Origin of the sequence: Pseudarthrobacter enclensis (assembly GCF_030811655.1) — a bacterium.
GTDB lineage: Bacteria > Actinomycetota > Actinomycetes > Actinomycetales > Micrococcaceae > Arthrobacter > Arthrobacter enclensis_A.
Window position 1 is genome coordinate 168,570 of sequence record NZ_JAUSRE010000006.1, and the last position, 17,008, is coordinate 185,577.

Below are 17,008 nucleotides of genomic sequence, written 5' to 3' on the forward strand. Positions count from 1 at the left end.
CTAGGCCTCCACTTTTTCCACCGCGACGGCGGGCTCGGACACATCGGCAGGTTCAGCGGCCAGGTCCACCGTCAGCGTCTCACCCTTGACAAGTTCAGCGTTGGCGAGCAGGGCATCCACCACGTTCTGCGCGGCGGTGACCGTGGTCCGGATCCGGTCGCTCACGTTGAGTCCGGCGTCCTTGCGTGCCTGCTGGATGGCGCGGACCATGTCGCGGGCCAGACCTTCGGCTTCCAGCTCCGGCGTGACCTCGGTATTGAGCACAACGAAGCCGCCGCCGGGAAGTACGGCAACAGCTGCCGAACCGCCGTCGGATTCTGCCACCACCGTCTCCAGCGTGTACTCCTGCGGCTCCAGCTGGAGGCCGCCGGCGGTGACCACGCCCGCATCGTCCACGGACCAGTCCCCGGACTTGGAGCCCTTGATGGCCACCTGGACATTCTTGCCCAGGCGCGGACCGGCGGCACGGGCGTTGACCACCAGCTTCTGCTGGATGCCGAACTCTTCGGGGGAAGCGGTTGCGGCGTCCAGCAGGCGGACGGACCGGAGGTTGAGTTCATCGGCGACGACGGCGGCAAAGCCTTCGAGTGCGCCCGCGCCGGGTGCCACCACGGTGAGTTCCTGCAGCGGCAGGCGGACGCGCAGGTTCGCTGCCTTCCGCAGCGAGGAGCCGGTGGAGCAGATCTGCTGGACCCGGTCCATGGCTTCCACCAGGGACGGGTTGGCCGGGAACAGGTCAGCGTCAGGCCAGTCGGCGAGGTGCACGGACCGGCCGCCGGTCAGGCCGCGCCAGATCTCCTCGGAGACCAGCGGCAGCAGCGACGCAGCAGCACGGGTGACGGTCTCCAGCGCGGTGAACAGTGCGTCGAAGGCGTCCTGGTCCTCGTCGAAGAACCGCTGCCGGCTGCGGCGGACGTACCAGTTGGTGAGCATGTCCAGGTAGCTGCGCAGCGAATCGCACGCGCCGGAGATGTCATAGGTGTCCAGTTGGCCGGTCATGGTGCGCACCAGGTCTCCGGTGTTGGCCAGGAGGTACTGGTCCAGCGTGTCCCGGTAGCCCTCATAGCGCAGCTTGGCGTCGTAGCCTGCACCGCCGTTGGCGGCGTTCGTGTACAGGGTGAAGAAGCTGTACACGTTCCACAGCGGCAGGATGACCTGGCGGACGCCGTCGCGGATGCCCTGCTCGGTGACGATCAGGTTGCCGCCGCGCAGGATGGGGCTGGACATCAGGAACCAGCGCATGGCGTCGGAGCCGTCACGGTCCAGGACCTCGGAGACGTCCGGGTAGTTGCGCAGGCTCTTGGACATCTTCTGGCCGTCGGAGCCGAGCACGATGCCGTGGCTGATGACGTTCCTGAAGGCGGGCCGGTCGAACAGTGCCGTGGACAGGATGTGCAGCATGTAAAACCAGCCGCGGGTCTGCCCGATGTACTCCACGATGAAGTCCGCCGGGTTGTGGGTGTTGAACCACGCCTCGTTCTCGAACGGGTAGTGCACCTGGCCGTAGGGCATGGAGCCGGAGTCGAACCAGACGTCCAGGACGTCCTCAACGCGGCGCATCACCGACTGGCCCTCTTCGGGGGTGCGGGGATCGTCCGGGTTGGGCCTGGTGAGCTCGTCGATGAACGGCCGGTGCAGGTCCACCTCGCCGTCCTTGTTCAGCGGCAGCCGGCCGAAGTCGGCTTCGATCTCCGCCAGGGAGCCGTAGACGTCGGTGCGCGGGTACTCCGGATCGCTGGACTGCCAGACGGGGATGGGGCTGCCCCAGAAACGGTTCCGGCTGATGGACCAGTCCCGGGCGTTTTCCAGCCACTTGCCAAACTGGCCGTCCTTGACGTTGCCGGGGATCCAGTTGATCTCCTGGTTCAGTTCGGACATCCGGTCCTTGAACTTGGTGACCTCCACGTACCAGGAAGACACCGCGCGATAGATCAGCGGGTTGCGGCAGCGCCAGCAGTGCGGGTAGCTGTGCTCGTAGCTGGCCTGGCGGACCAGCCGCCCCTGGGCGCGGAGCACCTGGGTGATGGGCTTGTTGGCGTCGAAGACCTGGAGGCCCACGATGTCGTGGAGGGCGCCGTGCTTGAACAGCGGCAGGAACTTTGCGCCCTCGTCCACGGAGAGCACCACGGGGATGCCGGCTTCCTCGCACACCTTCTGGTCGTCTTCACCGTAGGCGGGCGCCTGGTGCACGATGCCCGTACCGTCCGTGGTGGTCACGTAGTCGGCCACCACGAAGCGCCAGGCGTTTTCCATGCCGTACTTTTCGTTGTCGGCAAAGTCGTCCCAGAGCCGCTGGTACTCCAGGCCTTCAAGCTCCGCGCCGGTGTGGGTGGACATGACGGCGGCTTCCGCGTCCTCGAAGCTGTCGTAGCCCAGGTCCTTGGCGTAGCTGCCCAGCAAATCCGCTGCGAGCAGGAAGCTGCCCGTGACCGGGGCGTCAGCGGAGGCTGCCTTGATGCCGTTGGGTCCGGCGGGCAGCACAACGTAAGTGATGGAAGGCCCGACGGCGAGCGCGGCGTTGGTGGGCAGGGTCCAGGGGGTGGTGGTCCAGGCCAGGGCCTGCACTCCGGCGAGTTCCTTTGACAGCTCCGACGCGCCCGCGCGGATGGGGAACGTGACGGTGACGGTCTGGTCCTGGCGGTTCTTGTACACATCGTCGTCCATGCGCAGCTCATGGTTGGACAGCGGCGTTTCGTCCTTCCAGCAGTAGGGCAGGACGCGATAGCCGTTGTACGTCAGGCCTTTGTCGTGCAGCTGCTTGAAGGCCCAGAGGACCGACTCCATGTACTCGACATTGAGCGTCTTGTAGTCGTTGTCGAAGTCCACCCAGCGCGCCTGGCGGGTGACATAGCTACGCCATTCATCGGCGTACTTCATGACCGATGCCCGGCAGGCGTCGTTGAACTTGTCGATGCCCATGGCTTCGATCTGGGTCTTGTCCGTCATGCCCAGCTGCTTCATGGCTTCAAGCTCGGCAGGCAGGCCGTGGGTGTCCCAGCCAAAGCGGCGTTCCACGCGCTTGCCGCGCTGAGTCTGGTAGCGGCCCACCAGGTCCTTGGCGTAGCCCGTAAGGAGGTGGCCGTAGTGCGGCAGGCCGTTGGCGAAGGGCGGGCCGTCGTAGAACACGAATTCGTTGCTGCCCGGCTCGCCGCCGGGAACGTCGGCACTGCGCTGGTCGATGCTGGCCTGGAAGGTGCCGTCCTGGTCCCAGTACTTCAGGATGTGCTCTTCGATCTCCGGAAACTTCACGGAGGCGGAAACGCCGCGCGTGCCACTGGCGGAGGCTGAGGCCTTGGGGTAAAAAGTCATTCTCGACATCCCGGGTTGAGCTTGGCGAACTGCGGGCTTGCGCCTTTCGTTCCGATCAGGATGCGAGGACGGCTGCCGTGCTGTCCCAAAACTGCACGCCCACCGCGGTACCACCTCACTTACCGGCGCTGCCGGTTCCCTTGGGGAACCGCCCTGCACCGGCCACTCATTTACTGCTGTAACGGGCTTACCCGTCCGGTTCTACTGGCGCCGCGCGCCCTTGTACGGGGCGCCCGTGCGTTCTTCCGGAAGCTCACCGGTGATTGCCGGGTCATAGCCACACCAGAGTCTACTATCGCCGCAGCGCCAGTGCCATTCAGGGGACGGTTGCTGGGGGCTGACGCTTCCCGCGCTCAATGCCTAGACTCAGCTCATGACAGCTCCCGGGCGTTCGGCGGCAGCCAGGCGCCTGGCTGCCGTGGGCAGATGGCTGTTCTTCCCCGTTGTACTGCCGGTGGCAGTGGTCTCAGCCCTGCGCGGGCTGCCCGCCGACCTGCCCGTACTGGGGGTCCAGCTCGTGGCGTTCACACCCTGGCTCGCAGTGCCCGCCGCCGCGGCACTGCTGCTTTCCTTCCTGGGACGGCGCCGCTGGCAGCAGGTGCTGGCCGCCGCCCTGGCCGCGTGCCAGGCGTTCTGGCTCTTCCCACTGGACGTCCGGGAGCCCGCTGCCGAAGCTGCCGGCAAACAGATCACGCTTGTCGCCATGAGCATCAATGCGGAGTTGGGCGGCGCAGACGCCGAGGGCATCGTGCGACTGGTCCGCGACCGGCATGTGGACCTGCTGGCGGTCGAGGAGTACACGCCGGAACTGTCCCGACGGCTCGCGGCCGCCGGGCTTGACGGCCTCCTACCCCACCGTGACGCCCATCCCAGGGCCGGCGCAGGCGGGACGGCCATCTACACGTCGTTCAGCATGAAGGAGACCGGAGTGCTCCCCGGTACGCAGTTCACCATGCCAGTGGTCCGCCTGGACCTCGGCGACGGAAGCGGCACCGGCCTTCGCGTTGTGGCCGTCCATACCCTGGCCCCCGTGGGGGACGGCCTCGGCCAATGGCGGCGTGACCTGGCCACGGTGGCCAGGTCGGACAACGGTTCAGGCCCCCTGCTGCTGGCGGGTGACTTCAACGCGACGTACGACCACCGGGAGTTCCGGGCGCTGCTGGCCGGAACCGGCGGCAACCGCGCCCTGGTGGACGTGGCCGCCTCGCTGGGCGACCGGCTGGTGCCCACGTGGCCCATGCGCGATTACCGACTGCCGGGGATTGCGCTTGACCATCTGGTGGCCAGTCCCGACATCAAGGGCTCCGAATACACCGTCCAAAGGGTGGATGGGACGGACCACGCCGCAGTTATAGCAACGCTCCATGTCCAGGTGCCCTAGCTTTTCCTGATCAGCTTGTGGGTGCCGGCCTGCGCCACTGGCCGGATGACGATCTGGTCCAGGTTGACGTGGTGCGGGAGTGTGACGGCGTAACGGACCACGTCGGCCACATCCTCCGCAGTCAGTGGCTTCTCAACGCCCTGGTACACCTTGCCGGCCGCCTGTGCGTCCCCCAGGCGGTTGAGCGCGAACTCCTCCGTCTGCACCAGTCCCGGCGCCACCTCGATGACGCGGACGTTGTGATCGGCTTCCTCAAGCCGGAGGGCGTTGGTCAGGGCGTGCTGGCCGAACTTGGCTGCGTTGTAGCCTCCGCCGCCTTCGTACGCTTCCAGGCCCGCCGTTGAGGTCAGGTTCAGCACGGTGCCCTCGCCGGTGGCGCGCAGCATGGGCAGGAAGGCGCGGGTGAGCTTCATGGTGCCCAGGACGTTGACGCGGTACATCCATTCCCAGTCCTCCGTGGTGGCGTCCCCCACTTTGTCAGCTCCCCGGGCGCCGCCGGCGATGTTGATCAGGGTATCGATGCCGCCAGCACCGGTGACCTGCGCGAGAAGCCGGGACACGTCGTCGTCCTCCGCAATGTCTGCAGGAATGGCGACGGCGCCCGTGTCCCTTTCCAGGGCCGCGAGCCGTTCGGCCCGTCGCGCCACGGCGAAGACCGTCCACCCGTCGGCGCGGAGCGCACGCACTGCAGCCTCGCCGATTCCGCTGCTCGCGCCGGTTACCAATGCTGCCTTTTTCTGCAATTCCTCAGTCATGGCACCACCCTAGCCGGATCAGTCGGCGGCCAGTCCCACGAGGTAATCAAGAAGGACGCGTGCATTGTTGGCATCGGTATCGCGGGCGGCGTAGAGGAGGGTGACCCGGGGATGGCCGGCCGACAGCTCCAGGAGCGTCTCTACGGCAGGATTGGTGCCCAGTTCCGCCCGGTAGCGGTCGCTGAAGTCGGCAAACCGCTCCGGGCGGTGGTTGAACTCCTTGCGCAGCTCCGTGGACGGTGCCACGTCCTTGAGCCAGAGGTCGACGGCGGCGCCCTCCTTGGGCATCCCCCGCGGCCAGAGCCGGTCCACCAGCACCCGGAAGCCGTCGTCGTCCGCCGGCGGGTCATAAATGCGCTTTATGCGAATGGTTCCGTGAATGCCGCTCATAAGGCGCATGCTACCGGTGCACGCGTCCCGCCGGACCCCGCGGGTTGGGTGGGATGGAAGCGGGCATGAAAGAATTGCCCAATGGCTGAAGACACGCAGGGTACAGACACGCCCACCACCGCCCGCATCAACGTTCCGGACAAGCCGGCCCTCGAGGGCCTCGAAGCCGCGCTCACCCAGCGCTGGCTGTCCGAAGGAACCTACAAGTTCAACCCCGACACCACCCGGGAGCAGGTCTATTCGATCGACACTCCCCCGCCCACCGCGTCGGGATCCCTGCATGTGGGGCACATGTTCTCCTTCACCCAGACGGACGTCCAGGCCCGCTACATGCGCATGACCGGCAGGAACGTCTTCTACCCCATGGGCTGGGACGACAACGGCCTGCCCACCGAGCGCCGGGTCCAGAATTACTACGGTGTCCGCTGCGATCCCGCCATCCCGTACAACGCCGACTACCGGCCACCGGCGCAGCCGGCCAAGAACCAGCGCGATTTCGATGTGGTGTCGCGCCAGAACTTCATCGAACTGTGCGAGGAACTGGCCGTCGAGGACGAAAAGGTCTTCGAGAACCTGTTCCAGACCCTGGGCCTGTCCGTGGACTGGGACCTCACCTACCGCACCATCGACGACACCTCCCGTGCCGTGTCCCAGCGCGCCTTCCTGGCCAACCTGGCTGCCGGGGATGCCTACATGGCCGAGGCACCCACGCTGTGGGATGTTACTTTCCGCACCGCAGTGGCCCAGGCAGAGCTCGAGGACCGGGAAGTTCCCGGCGCTTACTACCGCTATCCCTTCTTCACGGAAGACGGGGAGAAGGTCTTCATCGAGACCACCCGTCCGGAGTTGCTGGCGGCGTGCGCGGCGCTGGTGGCAAACCCCGACGACGAGCGGTACCAGCCGCTGTTCGGCAAGACCGTGAAGTCCCCGCTGTTCGACGTCGAGCTGGAGGTCAAGGCCCACCCGCTGGCAAAGGCGGACAAGGGTTCCGGCATCGCCATGGTCTGCACCTTCGGCGACCTCACCGACGTCACCTGGTGGCGCGAACTGCAGCTTCCCACGCGCGCCATCATGGGCCGCGACGGGCGCATTATTGCTGAGACCCCCGAGTGGATCACCAGCGACGCCGGCAAGGCAGCCTACGCCGCAATCGCCGGCAAGACTGCCTTCTCCGCCAAGGAAGCCGTGGTGGAGCTGCTCAAGGAAGCGGACCTGCTGGACGGTGAACCGAAAAAGATCAGCCACCCGGTGAACTTCTTCGAAAAGGGCGACAAGCCCCTGGAAGTGGTCACCTCCCGCCAGTGGTACATCCGCAACGGCGGCCGCGACGAGGACCGCCGCGAACGCCTGATCGGCCGGGGCAAGGAAATCGACTTCCACCCGTCCTTCATGCGCTCCCGCTACGAGAACTGGATCGCGGGCCTCAACGGCGACTGGCTGGTCTCACGCCAGCGCTTCTTTGGCGTGCCCATCCCCGTCTGGTACCCGCTCGATGCCCAGGGCAACCCGGACTATGACAACCCCATCCTGCCCTCCGACGACCTGCTCCCAGTGGACCCGGCAGCCGACGCCGCACCGGGATTCGACGAGGCCCAGCGTGATCAGCCCAACGGCTTCACGGGAGACGCGGACGTGCTGGACACGTGGGCCACGTCGTCCCTGACCCCGCAGATCGTGGGCGGCTGGAGCAGGGATGAGGAGCTGTTCGGCAAAGTCTTCCCGTTCGACCTCCGCCCGCAGGGCCACGACATCATCCGGACCTGGCTGTTCTCCTCGGTGGTCCGTGCCGATGCGCTGCAGAAGTGCGCTCCCTGGAAGCACGCGGCCATCTCCGGCTGGATCCTGGACCCGGACCGCAAGAAGATGTCCAAGTCCAAGGGCAACGTGGTGGTCCCGACGGATGTGCTGAACGAATACGGTTCGGACGCCGTCCGCTACTGGGCGGCTTCCGCCCGGCTGGGCGCGGACACCGCTTACGAGATCGCCCAGATGAAGATCGGGCGGCGACTGGCCATCAAGCTGCTGAACGCCTCCAAGTTCGTGCTGAACCTGGGTGCCACCGAGAACTCTGTGCTCTCCGGTGACCTGTCGGTCCTGACGAACCCCTTGGACCGTGCGCTGCTGGCACAGTTGGCCGACGTCGTCGCGCAGTCCACCAGGGCGTTCGACAACTACGACTATGCCCGCGCCCTTCAGCTCACGGAGTCGTTCTTCTGGCAGTTCACGGACGACTATGTTGAGCTGATCAAGGACCGCGCATACGGTGCAGCGGGAGAAGCGGAGCAGGCGTCCGTGCTTGCTGCGCTGGCTACTGCCCTGGACACCCTGCTGCGGCTCTTCGCTCCGTTCCTGCCCTTCGCCACGGAGGAAGTATGGAGCTGGTGGCGCAACGGCTCCGTGCACCGGGCGGCGTGGCCCGCCGCGCTGGAGATTCCCGGTGGGGACACCACCATGCTGGCGACCGTTGGCGTGGCGCTCAGCGGTGTCCGCAAGGCCAAGTCGGAGGCGAAGGTCAAGCAGCGCACCGAGGTGTTGTCCGCGACCATCACGGCCCCGGAAGCGCTGACCGCGCAACTGCAGGCGGGACTGGCCGACCTCAAGGCCGCGTCCAACGCCCGGGACATCACTTTGGTGGTGGGTGAAGGCGACCTCACGGTGAGCGACGTTGCCCTGGCGCCCAGTGACGAGCCCGCCAAGGCCTGAAAGGCGCCCATAGCCGGCCCGGCCCTGTTTCCGGGCAAAGGGGAAGCCCCATCAGCGTTTTGCCGTTGGTGGGGCTTCGACTGTTTCGGCCATCCGGTGACGTGCTCTGATGGTCTGGCAGGATCCGCTGATCTTCAGGTCTTACTGCCCCGTCACTGACAGCTTGCATTCAACTTTGCCGATGGCTGCGTCAAAATACATATCACTGAATCTTTGGTTCCTGCGTCCCGCTTCTTTCGAAGTGGGTAAGGTCAATTGTTCTCCTGCTCCATGCCATGCACAAGGGCCCCGGGATAACTACACGCTGGTAGTTATCCCGGGGCCCCTGGAGCATCGCGACCCCGCCGGCGGTCCGGGCTCAGTCGAATTCCGGGCTCTCGGTGCGGCTGCGCTTCAACTCGAAGAAGTGCGGGAAGGCGGCGATGGTTGTGGTGGCATCCCAGATCCTGCCGGCTTCCTCTCCACGGGGAATCCTGGTGAGGACCGGACCAAAGAAGGCGGTTCCGTTGAACGCGACCACAGGTGTGCCCACGTCCTGGCCCACGAGGGAGATGCCTTCGTCATGGCTGGCCCGGAGCTGCCGGTCATAGGCGTCGCTGGTGGCGGCGTCAGCCAGGGAAGCAGGGAGCCCGCACTCGGCCAGGGCCTTGGTGATCACCTGCGTGCGGTCCTTCTCACCCTGGTTGTGGATCAGCGTTCCCATGGCGTCGTACAGGGGCTTGATGAACTGCGGCCCGTGCTCCTCCCGGGCGGCGATGATGACGCGCACCATCCCCCAGGCGTTGTCCATGGATTCGCGGTAGCCGGGGTCCAGGTCGCGTCCCTCGTTCAGCACCGCGAGGCTCATGACGTGCCACTCCGTCTCGATGTCGCGGACGGCTTCCACCTCACCGATCCAGCGGGATGTGACCCACGCGAACGGGCACAGGGGGTCGAACCAGAAATCGGCTTTGTTCTTGGCAGGTGCAGACACGAAGGTCCTCTCGGTCAGGCAGACTTACGGCGCTTGGCGACGTGCGGAATCATGGTGGGTTCGGCTCCGCGCAAGACCACGTCCTCGGTGATCACCACGCTGGCAACATCCTCGCGGCTTGGAAGATCGAACATGACGGGAAGCAGGACTTCCTCCAGGATGGCGCGGAGCCCGCGGGCACCTGTGCCCCGTTCCAGGGCCTGCTCGGCAATGGCCTCAAGGGCGGTGTCGTCAAACACCAGCTCCACGCCGTCGATCTGGAACATCTTCTGGTACTGCTTCACCAGTGCGTTCTTGGGAGTGGAGAGAATCTGGATCAGGGCGTCCCGGTCAAGGTTGGACACGGTGGTGATGACGGGGAGCCGGCCGATGAATTCGGGGATGAGGCCGAACTTCAGCAGGTCCTCCGGCATGACCTCGCCGTAGGAGTCAACCTTCTTGCTGGCCTCGTTGAGCGGCGCGCCGAAGCCGATACCCTTGCGGCCGGAACGGGACCCAATGATCTCCTCCAGGCCCGCGAAGGCGCCTGCCACGATGAACAGGACGTTCGTGGTGTCGATCTGGATGAATTCCTGGTGCGGGTGCTTCCGTCCGCCCTGCGGCGGGACGGAGGCAACAGTGCCCTCCAGGATCTTCAGGAGTGCCTGCTGCACGCCCTCGCCGGACACGTCCCGGGTGATGGAGGGGTTTTCGCTCTTGCGGGAGATCTTGTCGATCTCGTCGATGTAGATGATGCCCTGTTCGGCCTTCTTGACGTCATAGTCCGCGGCCTGGATGAGCTTGAGGAGGATGTTCTCCACGTCCTCGCCCACGTAGCCGGCCTCGGTCAAAGCGGTGGCGTCCGCGACGGCGAAGGGGACGTTCAGGCGCCGGGCAAGGGTCTGGGCCAGGTAGGTCTTGCCGCATCCTGTGGGTCCGATGAGGAGGATGTTCGACTTGGCGATTTCGACGTCGTCGTGATGGCCGCCGTCCCCGAGGCTTCCGGACTTGGGTGCGTGGCCGGCCTGGATGCGCTTGTAGTGGTTGTAGACCGCGACGGCGAGAGAGCGTTTCGCAGGCTCCTGGCCGATGACGTATTCCTGCAGGAAGTCGAAGATCTCACGCGGCTTGGGCAGTTCGAAGCTGCCGAGGTCGGCAACCTCCGCCAGTTCCTCTTCGATGATTTCGTTGCACAACTCGATGCATTCATCGCAGATGTAGACACCGGGCCCGGCAATGAGCTTGCGCACCTGCTTCTGGCTCTTTCCGCAGAAAGAGCACTTCAGCAGATCCGTGCTCTCGCCAATCCGAGCCATATGTGAACCCCTTAGTATCCTGCTGCCAGGCAGCCCTGCACCATTGCTGAAATCTACCCGGCCAGCGCAGACCGGTTTATGACAACATCCACTCTAGGTCACATTCGCTCCCCAAGGTGGAAAGAAAAGGCCGGTGCGGCCAAATGAATTGGCCGCACCGGCTCTACGCACTGCTACCTCGTGATTGCCTGGGGCTTGATCTTGCGTGAATCCAGTACCTGGTCGATGAGGCCATATGCCTGGGCCTCGTCGGCGGTGAGGATCTTGTCACGCTCGATGTCGTTGTTGACCTGCTCGGACGTGCGTCCGGAGTGCTGGGCCAACGTGTCCTCAAGCCAGGACCGCATGCGCATGACCTCTGCCGCCTGGATTTCCAGGTCTGAGGCCTGTCCACCCTGGCCGCCGGACAGCGCCGGCTGGTGGATCAGGACGCGGGCATTGGGCAGGGCCAGCCGCTTGCCGGGGGTGCCGGCGGCCAGCAGGACGGCGGCGGCACTGGCGGCCTGGCCCAGGCACACGGTCTGGATCTCCGGGCGGATGTACTGCATGGTGTCGTAGATCGCCGTCATGGCCGTGAACGAGCCGCCGGGAGAATTGATGTAAAGGGTGATGTCGCGGTCCGGGTCCGTGGATTCCAGAACCAGCAGCTGGGCCATGATGTCATCGGCGGAAGCGTCATCAACCTGCACCCCGAGGAAGATGATGCGGTCCTCGAAGAGCTTGGTGTAGGGGTCCTGGCGCTTGAAGCCGTACGGGGTGCGTTCCTCGAACTGTGGCAGGACGTAGCGGCTGGACGGAAGATTGCCGGCTGACCACCCGAAGTTGTAGTTCATTGTGTTTGCTCCTGATCGAAGGGGTTCTTGATGCCGGTTAGTTCTGGGAGGCTGATTCGCCGGAGGAACCATTGGACGTTCCGCCGCCGCCTGACACGGAGCCGGCGTGAGCGGCGATCTTGTCGAAGAAGCCGTATTCGAGGGCCTCAGCGGCAGTGAACCACTTGTCGCGGTCGTTGTCCTTGAGGATGGTTTCCACGGTCTGGCCGGTCTGCTCCGCAGTCAGCTCAGCCATGACCTTCTTCATGTGCAGGATAAGTTCGGCCTGGATCTTGATGTCGGACGCGGTACCGCCGATACCGCCGGAGGGCTGGTGCATCAGCACGCGTGCATTGGGGGTGGCGTACCGCTTGCCCTTGGTGCCCGAGGAGAGCAGGAACTGGCCCATGGAAGCTGCCAGGCCGGTGGCGACGGTCACGACGTCGTTGGGGATGAACTGCATGGTGTCGTAGATGGCCATGCCTGCCGTGACGGAACCGCCCGGCGAGTTGATGTAGAGGTAGATGTCCTTCTCCGGGTTCTCGGCCGAGAGCAGGAGCAGCTGTGAGCAGATCGCGTTGGCGTTGTCGTCACGCACCTCCGAGCCCAGCCAGATGATCCGCTCCTTGAGAAGGCGGTTGTAAATGTAGTTGTCCTGGGCTGCAGGATCGACGGTCGCCATCCGGGGGGCCTCTGAGTGCTGTGACATGTTTACTTACCTCTCACTGGTGACGGTGACATCACTGAAAATCACTACTTGGACACTAACCGGTTTCCCGGGCGTTTTGTTCGCGCACCGAGGGCTGTTCGCTGACGGCGCACGATCGTCGAATCGGCGGTGCATCCTTCGTGTCCAATGCGAACGGCCCCCGGATCGAAGCGATCCAGGGGCCGTTTCAGGCGGGCCGGTAAGGGCTATGCCTTGGCGTCTGCCGTGGTGTCCTCGGCTTCGACAACCTCAGCCTCGGAAACCTCGGTCTCAGCCGCCCCGGTGGCGTCCGTGTCAGCAGCCTCGGCGGCAGGGGCTTCCTCACCGGCGGGGCGCACGAAGTCGCTCAGGTCAACAGCGTTGCCCTCGGTGTCGGTGACCGTAGCCTGGCCCAGGACCACTGCCAGGGCCTTGCGGCGGCGGACCTCGGAAACCATCATGGGGACCTGGCCGCTCTGATCGATGATCTGCGCGAACTGGTTCGGGTCCATGCCGTACTGGCTTGCGGTGGTGACGATGTAGTCGATCAGCTCGTTCTGGCTGACGTTGACTTCTTCCTTCTCAGCGATGGCGTCGAGGATGATCTCGTTCTGGAAGGCACGGGCGGTGTTTGCGCGCACTTCTTCACGGTGCTCTTCAGTGTCGTGCTCGCCGTCGCCGTGGCCGTTGCCTTCCTGGAAGTGGGCTTCCAGCTGCTCTTCGACCACTGAGTCCGGAACGGGAACCTCAACCAGTTCAACCAGCTTGTCCAGGACCTTGTCGCGGGCTTCCACGCCCTGCTCGACGATCTTGGAGTCTGCAGCCTGCTTGGCCAGGTCTTCGCGGAGTTCGGCGAGGGTGTCGAACTCGGACGCGAGCTGGGCGAAGTCATCGTTCGCTTCGGGCAGTTCGCGTTCCTTGACGGCCTTTACGACGACCTTGACCTGGGCGGCTTCGCCGGCGTGGTCGCCGCCAACGAGGGTGGTGTCGAAGATGGCGTCTTCGTCTGCGCTGAGGCCGGTCACGGCCTCGTCCATGCCCTCAAGCATGGTGCCGGCGCCAACCTGGTAGGACAGGCCGGCAGCGGAGTCGACCTCTTCGCCGTCGATCGTGGCCGTGATGTCGATGGTGAGGAAGTCACCGTCGGCAGCGGGACGGTCGACGGACTTGAGCGTGCCGAAGCGGCCGCGCAGTTCGTCCAGGGCCTTGTCCACATCGGCTTCGGAGGATTCCGCAGCACCGACCTGGACCTCAATGCCGGAGTAGTCCGGGAGTTCGATTTCGGGACGGACGTCAACCTCTGCGGCGAACTTCAGTCCGCCGTCGGTTGCGGAGGGATCGGGCACCTCGGTGATTTCCACCTCGGGACGGCTCAGGGGGCGGATGCCGGATTCCTGCACGGCAGCCTGGTACCAGCCGTTGAGGCCATCGTTGATGGCGGTCTCCAGGACGTAGCCGCGGCCGACGCGCTGGTCGATGATCCTCGCGGGAACCTTGCCCTTGCGGAACCCGGGAACCTGGATCTGCGAAGCAACAGTCTTGTAGGCCGAGTCGATGCTGGGCTTCAGTTCCTCAAAGGGGACCTCAACATTGAGCTTGACCCGCGTGGGGGTGAGGTTCTCGACAGCGCTCTTCACGGTCTAAGTACTCCTGGGTTGTGGGATGGGTTTCTGCAACGCGTGTGTGTCCAGGCCGACTGGTCCTGGCCGCAGAGTCGGGGTGACAGGATTTGAACCTGCGACTTCCTGCTCCCAAAGCAGGCGCTCTAGCCAAGCTGAGCTACACCCCGTAAGTGCACAGGCAAGTCTACGGTGATACGCGCCGCGAATGCACATTTGACACGTAGGCCATGGATTAGGTTTAGTTGTATCCGGCTTGGACAGCCAGCCCGGAGTTTCCGCGAAAAACGGATCTTCCTTCGGGGACGTAGCTTAATGGTAAAGCCTCAGTCTTCCAAACTGATTACGCGGGTTCGATTCCCGTCGTCCCCTCCATGGAAAAGGACCCCTCAGCAGAGGGGTCCTTTTGGTTTAAGCCGGGCCGGCAGGCTGTCATGGGGCACTTTGCGGGCGTCGGCGCCCCATTCGGGCGCGGCCGACGGCGTGTCCGCGCCAAAGTGCCCGTTTCCGCACCGGAGCAAAGAAGCGGCTAGTCCTGTGTCTGCTGGCAGTACGGGCACCAGTAGAGGTTGCGTCCGGCGAGCTCGGCGGTCAGCACGAGCGTGCGGCACACTCGGCAGGGCAGCCCTTGCCGCTTGTAGACGAAGTGGACATCCTCGCGGTGGGGAAAGTGCGCGCTCTTCGCCGGGACCGGCTGTCCCGCCGCGGCAGCCTTGGCAGCGCTGGTGCCGTCGAGGCGCCAGTATTTCGGCGGGGTGGTGATGATCCGGCCATCCGCGACGCCGTCGCCCATGACGGCCACGATGTCGCGCCAGAGCTTGCGGGCATCGTTGTCCGGGAGGGCGCTTCCGGGAAGCCACGGGTCCAGCCGGCGCCGGAAGAGGACTTCCGCACGGTAGACATTCCCGACGCCGGCAATCACCTTTTGGTCCATGAGCAGCGCCGCCAAGGGCGTCTTCCGGGACCGGAGGGTGGCCGCGAACCGGCCGGCGTCACCGCGGAGATTGCGCAGCGGGTCAGGGCCGAGACGCGCCAGGACAGACTCTACCTCCGCGGCAGTGATGGTCTCGCAGGTGGTGGCGCCGCGCAGGTCCGCCCAGCCGTGGCTCCCGGCCAGCCGGACGCGCACTGCCCCGACGGGAGCCGGCGGTCCCGCGTACGGCGCGGACCCGTCGTCGTCCCCGGCACCGAAGGCTTCCCGCTCCCCTACCCGCCGCGGGGCACCAATGCTGGACGCACCGGCGAACGTGCTGTCGCCGCCGAAGCTCCAGGCACCGTACAGGCCAAGGTGGACGTGCAGCACCAGGGAGTTGTCGAAGTGGAGGAACAGATGCTTGCCGTGCGCCTCCGCCGCCTCCAGCGTGTGGCCGTCCAGCAGCGCCGCTCCACCGCTGAACCTTCCCTGCGGGCTGGACACGGCGAGCTTCCCACCGGCGAAGACGTCCCCGAACTGCCGGGCAAGCCGGCGGACGGAGTGGCCTTCAGGCACTACTCGACAACCTCGCCGGTGGCTTCGAAGACAGCAATTTTTTCTATCCTGCGGACGTGGCGCTCATCGTTGCTGAACGGCTCGGCAAGGAAGGCTTCAACCAGTGCGGTGGCTTCTTCAACCGTGTGCTGGCGCCCGCCCAGGGCAACCACGTTGGCGTCATTGTGCTCGCGGGCCAGGGTGGCGGTGGAAAGGTTCCAGGCGAGGGCCGCGCGGATGCCCTTGACCTTGTTGGCGGCGATCTGCTCTCCGTTGCCCGAACCACCCAGCACGATGCCCAGGGCGTGGACGCCGGCGTCCTGGTCTGCCACGACGGCAAGGGCAGCGTTGATGCAGAAGGACGGGTAATCGTCCTGGGGGTCGTAGACCTTGGGGCCATGGTCCACCACCTCGTACCCCTTGCCGGTCAGGTGGGTGACCAGGTGGGCGCTGAGCTCCATGCCTGCGTGGTCGGTGGCGATATGGACCCGCGGGAAGGCAGGGGAAGTTGTCACGTGCAATTTCCATTCGGTTGTGGGGAGCCGGGCCATCCGGGTGGAGGCCGAACGACACCGATAAGGATACTAGGACTCTCCGCCATGGACGGGCGGGGTTCCGCCCCGCCGGGCCCTGGCGGCCACACGCGTGAGTACTTCGGCCAGCTGCGCGGCGGAGGCCTGGCTGCCGCCGCTGACGGCCAGCCGCTGTCCATCAGTCTTGCTCACGACGACGGCGGGTCCGCTGCTGACGAGCATGGCGGCGGTTCCGCGGTGGTGCCGGTAGCCCCACCCGCCATAGTCGGCGGCTTTCACCTCCGCTGCGCTGGCGTCCGAGATGGCGCCTGCGGGTACATCCATGACCGGCACCACCCCGGCCAGCAGGACTTTCAGCCCCCGCCGGTCCGCCCTGATGCGCGCGAAAAGGAACGCGGCGCCGATAAAGGCCAGGACCACCAGCAGGATACCCAGCCACGGCACCAGGAGGGCGATGAGGGCAGCCGGGAACAGTGAGGCGATGGCGATCATGACGAACACCGAGCTCCTTGCGTGCACCCACAGCCTGATGCTGTCGCGGGCCAGGTCGGGGTCCAGCTCCTTTGCGATGGCAGTCTGCAGCGCCCGGTCGTCATCTGGGGACCATTGCCGGTCAGCTTTGTACACCATGCCCATGGCAACGCCAAGGGATACTGCCGCGCCGCTTCCGAGGGCAAGGACGGTCATGTCCACGTGCGACTGCCGGGCGTCCGCCAGGCCGGTCTGGCCGACGAGGCCCGCGGCAAGGGCAGAGGTGACGAACAGGCTCACGAAGAGGCCGGCGCCCATCATGATCCGCCGCATCATCACCGGCCGGCCCAGGGGCACTGCCTGGAGCAGGACCAGCCACCCCGAAACCACGATCCCCGCGGCGCCGACCCCCACGTAGGCGCCGAAAGGCGCAAAGGAGGCGCCGCCGTCGTCCGTCCACTGGACGGCGAGTGGCTCCGGCAGGTCGGAGCGAAGCAGCAACGCGCAGAAGACAAAGCCGGCGGCAAGGACAACCGGGAACCCTGCAGCGAAACGCAAGGCCTTTGTGTCCACCGAATCCAGCAGCTTTCCCATGCAGTTAACGCTACCCC

Annotated in this window: 13 protein-coding genes and 2 tRNA genes; 3 read left to right on the plus strand and 12 right to left on the minus strand. The window is 65.5% G+C overall.

Annotation, left to right across the window (positions count from 1 at the left end; genetic code table 11):
- Positions 1-3,309 carry an isoleucine--tRNA ligase gene (gene ileS / locus J2X98_RS07885; RefSeq protein ID WP_307306334.1) on the minus strand — a complete coding sequence of 1,103 codons (3,309 nt, stop codon included), beginning with the start codon at positions 3,307-3,309 and terminating at the stop codon, positions 1-3.
- A gap of 373 nt (positions 3,310-3,682) precedes the next feature.
- Here ileS and J2X98_RS07890 point away from each other — a divergent pair, with 373 nt between their 5' ends.
- The gene (locus tag J2X98_RS07890) at positions 3,683-4,690 is read left to right on the plus strand and encodes an endonuclease/exonuclease/phosphatase family protein (RefSeq protein WP_307306338.1); all 1,008 of its coding nucleotides are present in this window, start codon (positions 3,683-3,685) and stop codon (positions 4,688-4,690) included.
- Here the strand turns inward: J2X98_RS07890 and J2X98_RS07895 are convergent.
- Positions 4,687-5,445 (minus strand): SDR family oxidoreductase, encoded by a 759-nt coding sequence (locus J2X98_RS07895; protein WP_307306341.1) that lies wholly within the window; start codon positions 5,443-5,445, stop codon positions 4,687-4,689. The two genes, J2X98_RS07890 and J2X98_RS07895, sit on opposite strands and share 4 nt — an antisense overlap.
- An 18-nt stretch (positions 5,446-5,463) precedes the next feature.
- Entirely contained in the window at positions 5,464-5,835 is a 372-nt protein-coding gene (locus J2X98_RS07900) for a DUF488 domain-containing protein (protein ID WP_141941789.1), read from the minus strand.
- Between the two features lie 81 nt (positions 5,836-5,916).
- Here J2X98_RS07900 and valS point away from each other — a divergent pair, with 81 nt between their 5' ends.
- The gene (valS, locus tag J2X98_RS07905; RefSeq protein ID WP_307306346.1) at positions 5,917-8,538 is read left to right on the plus strand and encodes a valine--tRNA ligase; all 2,622 of its coding nucleotides are present in this window, start codon (positions 5,917-5,919) and stop codon (positions 8,536-8,538) included.
- Positions 8,539-8,896: 358 nt separating this feature from the next.
- On the opposite strand, the gene J2X98_RS07910 is transcribed toward valS, so the two are convergent.
- From J2X98_RS07910 to J2X98_RS07935, 6 genes are all read right to left on the minus strand, one after another.
- Positions 8,897-9,511: a mycothiol-dependent nitroreductase Rv2466c family protein gene (locus J2X98_RS07910; protein WP_141941792.1), complete on the minus strand. Its 615-nt coding sequence runs from the start codon at positions 9,509-9,511 to the stop codon at positions 8,897-8,899.
- Positions 9,512-9,525: 14 nt separating this feature from the next.
- Positions 9,526-10,806 carry an ATP-dependent Clp protease ATP-binding subunit ClpX gene (gene clpX, locus J2X98_RS07915; RefSeq protein WP_141941794.1) on the minus strand — a complete coding sequence of 427 codons (1,281 nt, stop codon included), beginning with the start codon at positions 10,804-10,806 and terminating at the stop codon, positions 9,526-9,528.
- Between the two features lie 173 nt (positions 10,807-10,979).
- Positions 10,980-11,639, minus strand: coding sequence for an ATP-dependent Clp protease proteolytic subunit (locus J2X98_RS07920; protein ID WP_138606612.1), 660 nt, complete (start codon positions 11,637-11,639; stop codon positions 10,980-10,982).
- A 37-nt stretch (positions 11,640-11,676) separates the two neighbouring features.
- Positions 11,677-12,300: an ATP-dependent Clp protease proteolytic subunit gene (locus tag J2X98_RS07925; RefSeq protein ID WP_141946376.1), complete on the minus strand. Its 624-nt coding sequence runs from the start codon at positions 12,298-12,300 to the stop codon at positions 11,677-11,679.
- A 233-nt stretch (positions 12,301-12,533) separates the two neighbouring features.
- Complete coding sequence (gene tig / locus J2X98_RS07930; protein WP_307306350.1) at positions 12,534-13,943, minus strand: trigger factor; 1,410 nt, start codon at positions 13,941-13,943, stop codon at positions 12,534-12,536.
- A gap of 77 nt (positions 13,944-14,020) precedes the next feature.
- Positions 14,021-14,095: transfer RNA gene (locus J2X98_RS07935), tRNA-Pro, on the minus strand.
- A 131-nt stretch (positions 14,096-14,226) separates the two neighbouring features.
- Between J2X98_RS07935 and J2X98_RS07940 the strand changes: the two genes are divergently transcribed.
- Positions 14,227-14,300: transfer RNA gene (locus tag J2X98_RS07940), tRNA-Gly, on the plus strand.
- Positions 14,301-14,454: 154 nt separating this feature from the next.
- Here J2X98_RS07940 and J2X98_RS07945 read toward each other — a convergent pair.
- The 3 genes from J2X98_RS07945 to J2X98_RS07955 all read right to left on the minus strand — a co-directional run bounded on the left by J2X98_RS07945 (position 14,455) and on the right by J2X98_RS07955 (position 16,991).
- On the minus strand, positions 14,455-15,414 hold the full coding sequence (locus J2X98_RS07945) for an Fpg/Nei family DNA glycosylase (protein WP_307306354.1): 960 nt from the start codon (positions 15,412-15,414) through the stop codon (positions 14,455-14,457).
- Complete coding sequence (locus J2X98_RS07950) at positions 15,414-15,908, minus strand: ribose-5-phosphate isomerase (protein ID WP_307306358.1); 495 nt, start codon at positions 15,906-15,908, stop codon at positions 15,414-15,416. The genes J2X98_RS07945 and J2X98_RS07950 overlap by 1 nt, the downstream gene beginning before the upstream one ends.
- A 69-nt stretch (positions 15,909-15,977) precedes the next feature.
- On the minus strand, positions 15,978-16,991 hold the full coding sequence (locus tag J2X98_RS07955) for a hypothetical protein (RefSeq protein WP_307306363.1): 1,014 nt from the start codon (positions 16,989-16,991) through the stop codon (positions 15,978-15,980).
- Positions 16,992-17,008 lie beyond the last annotated feature (17 nt).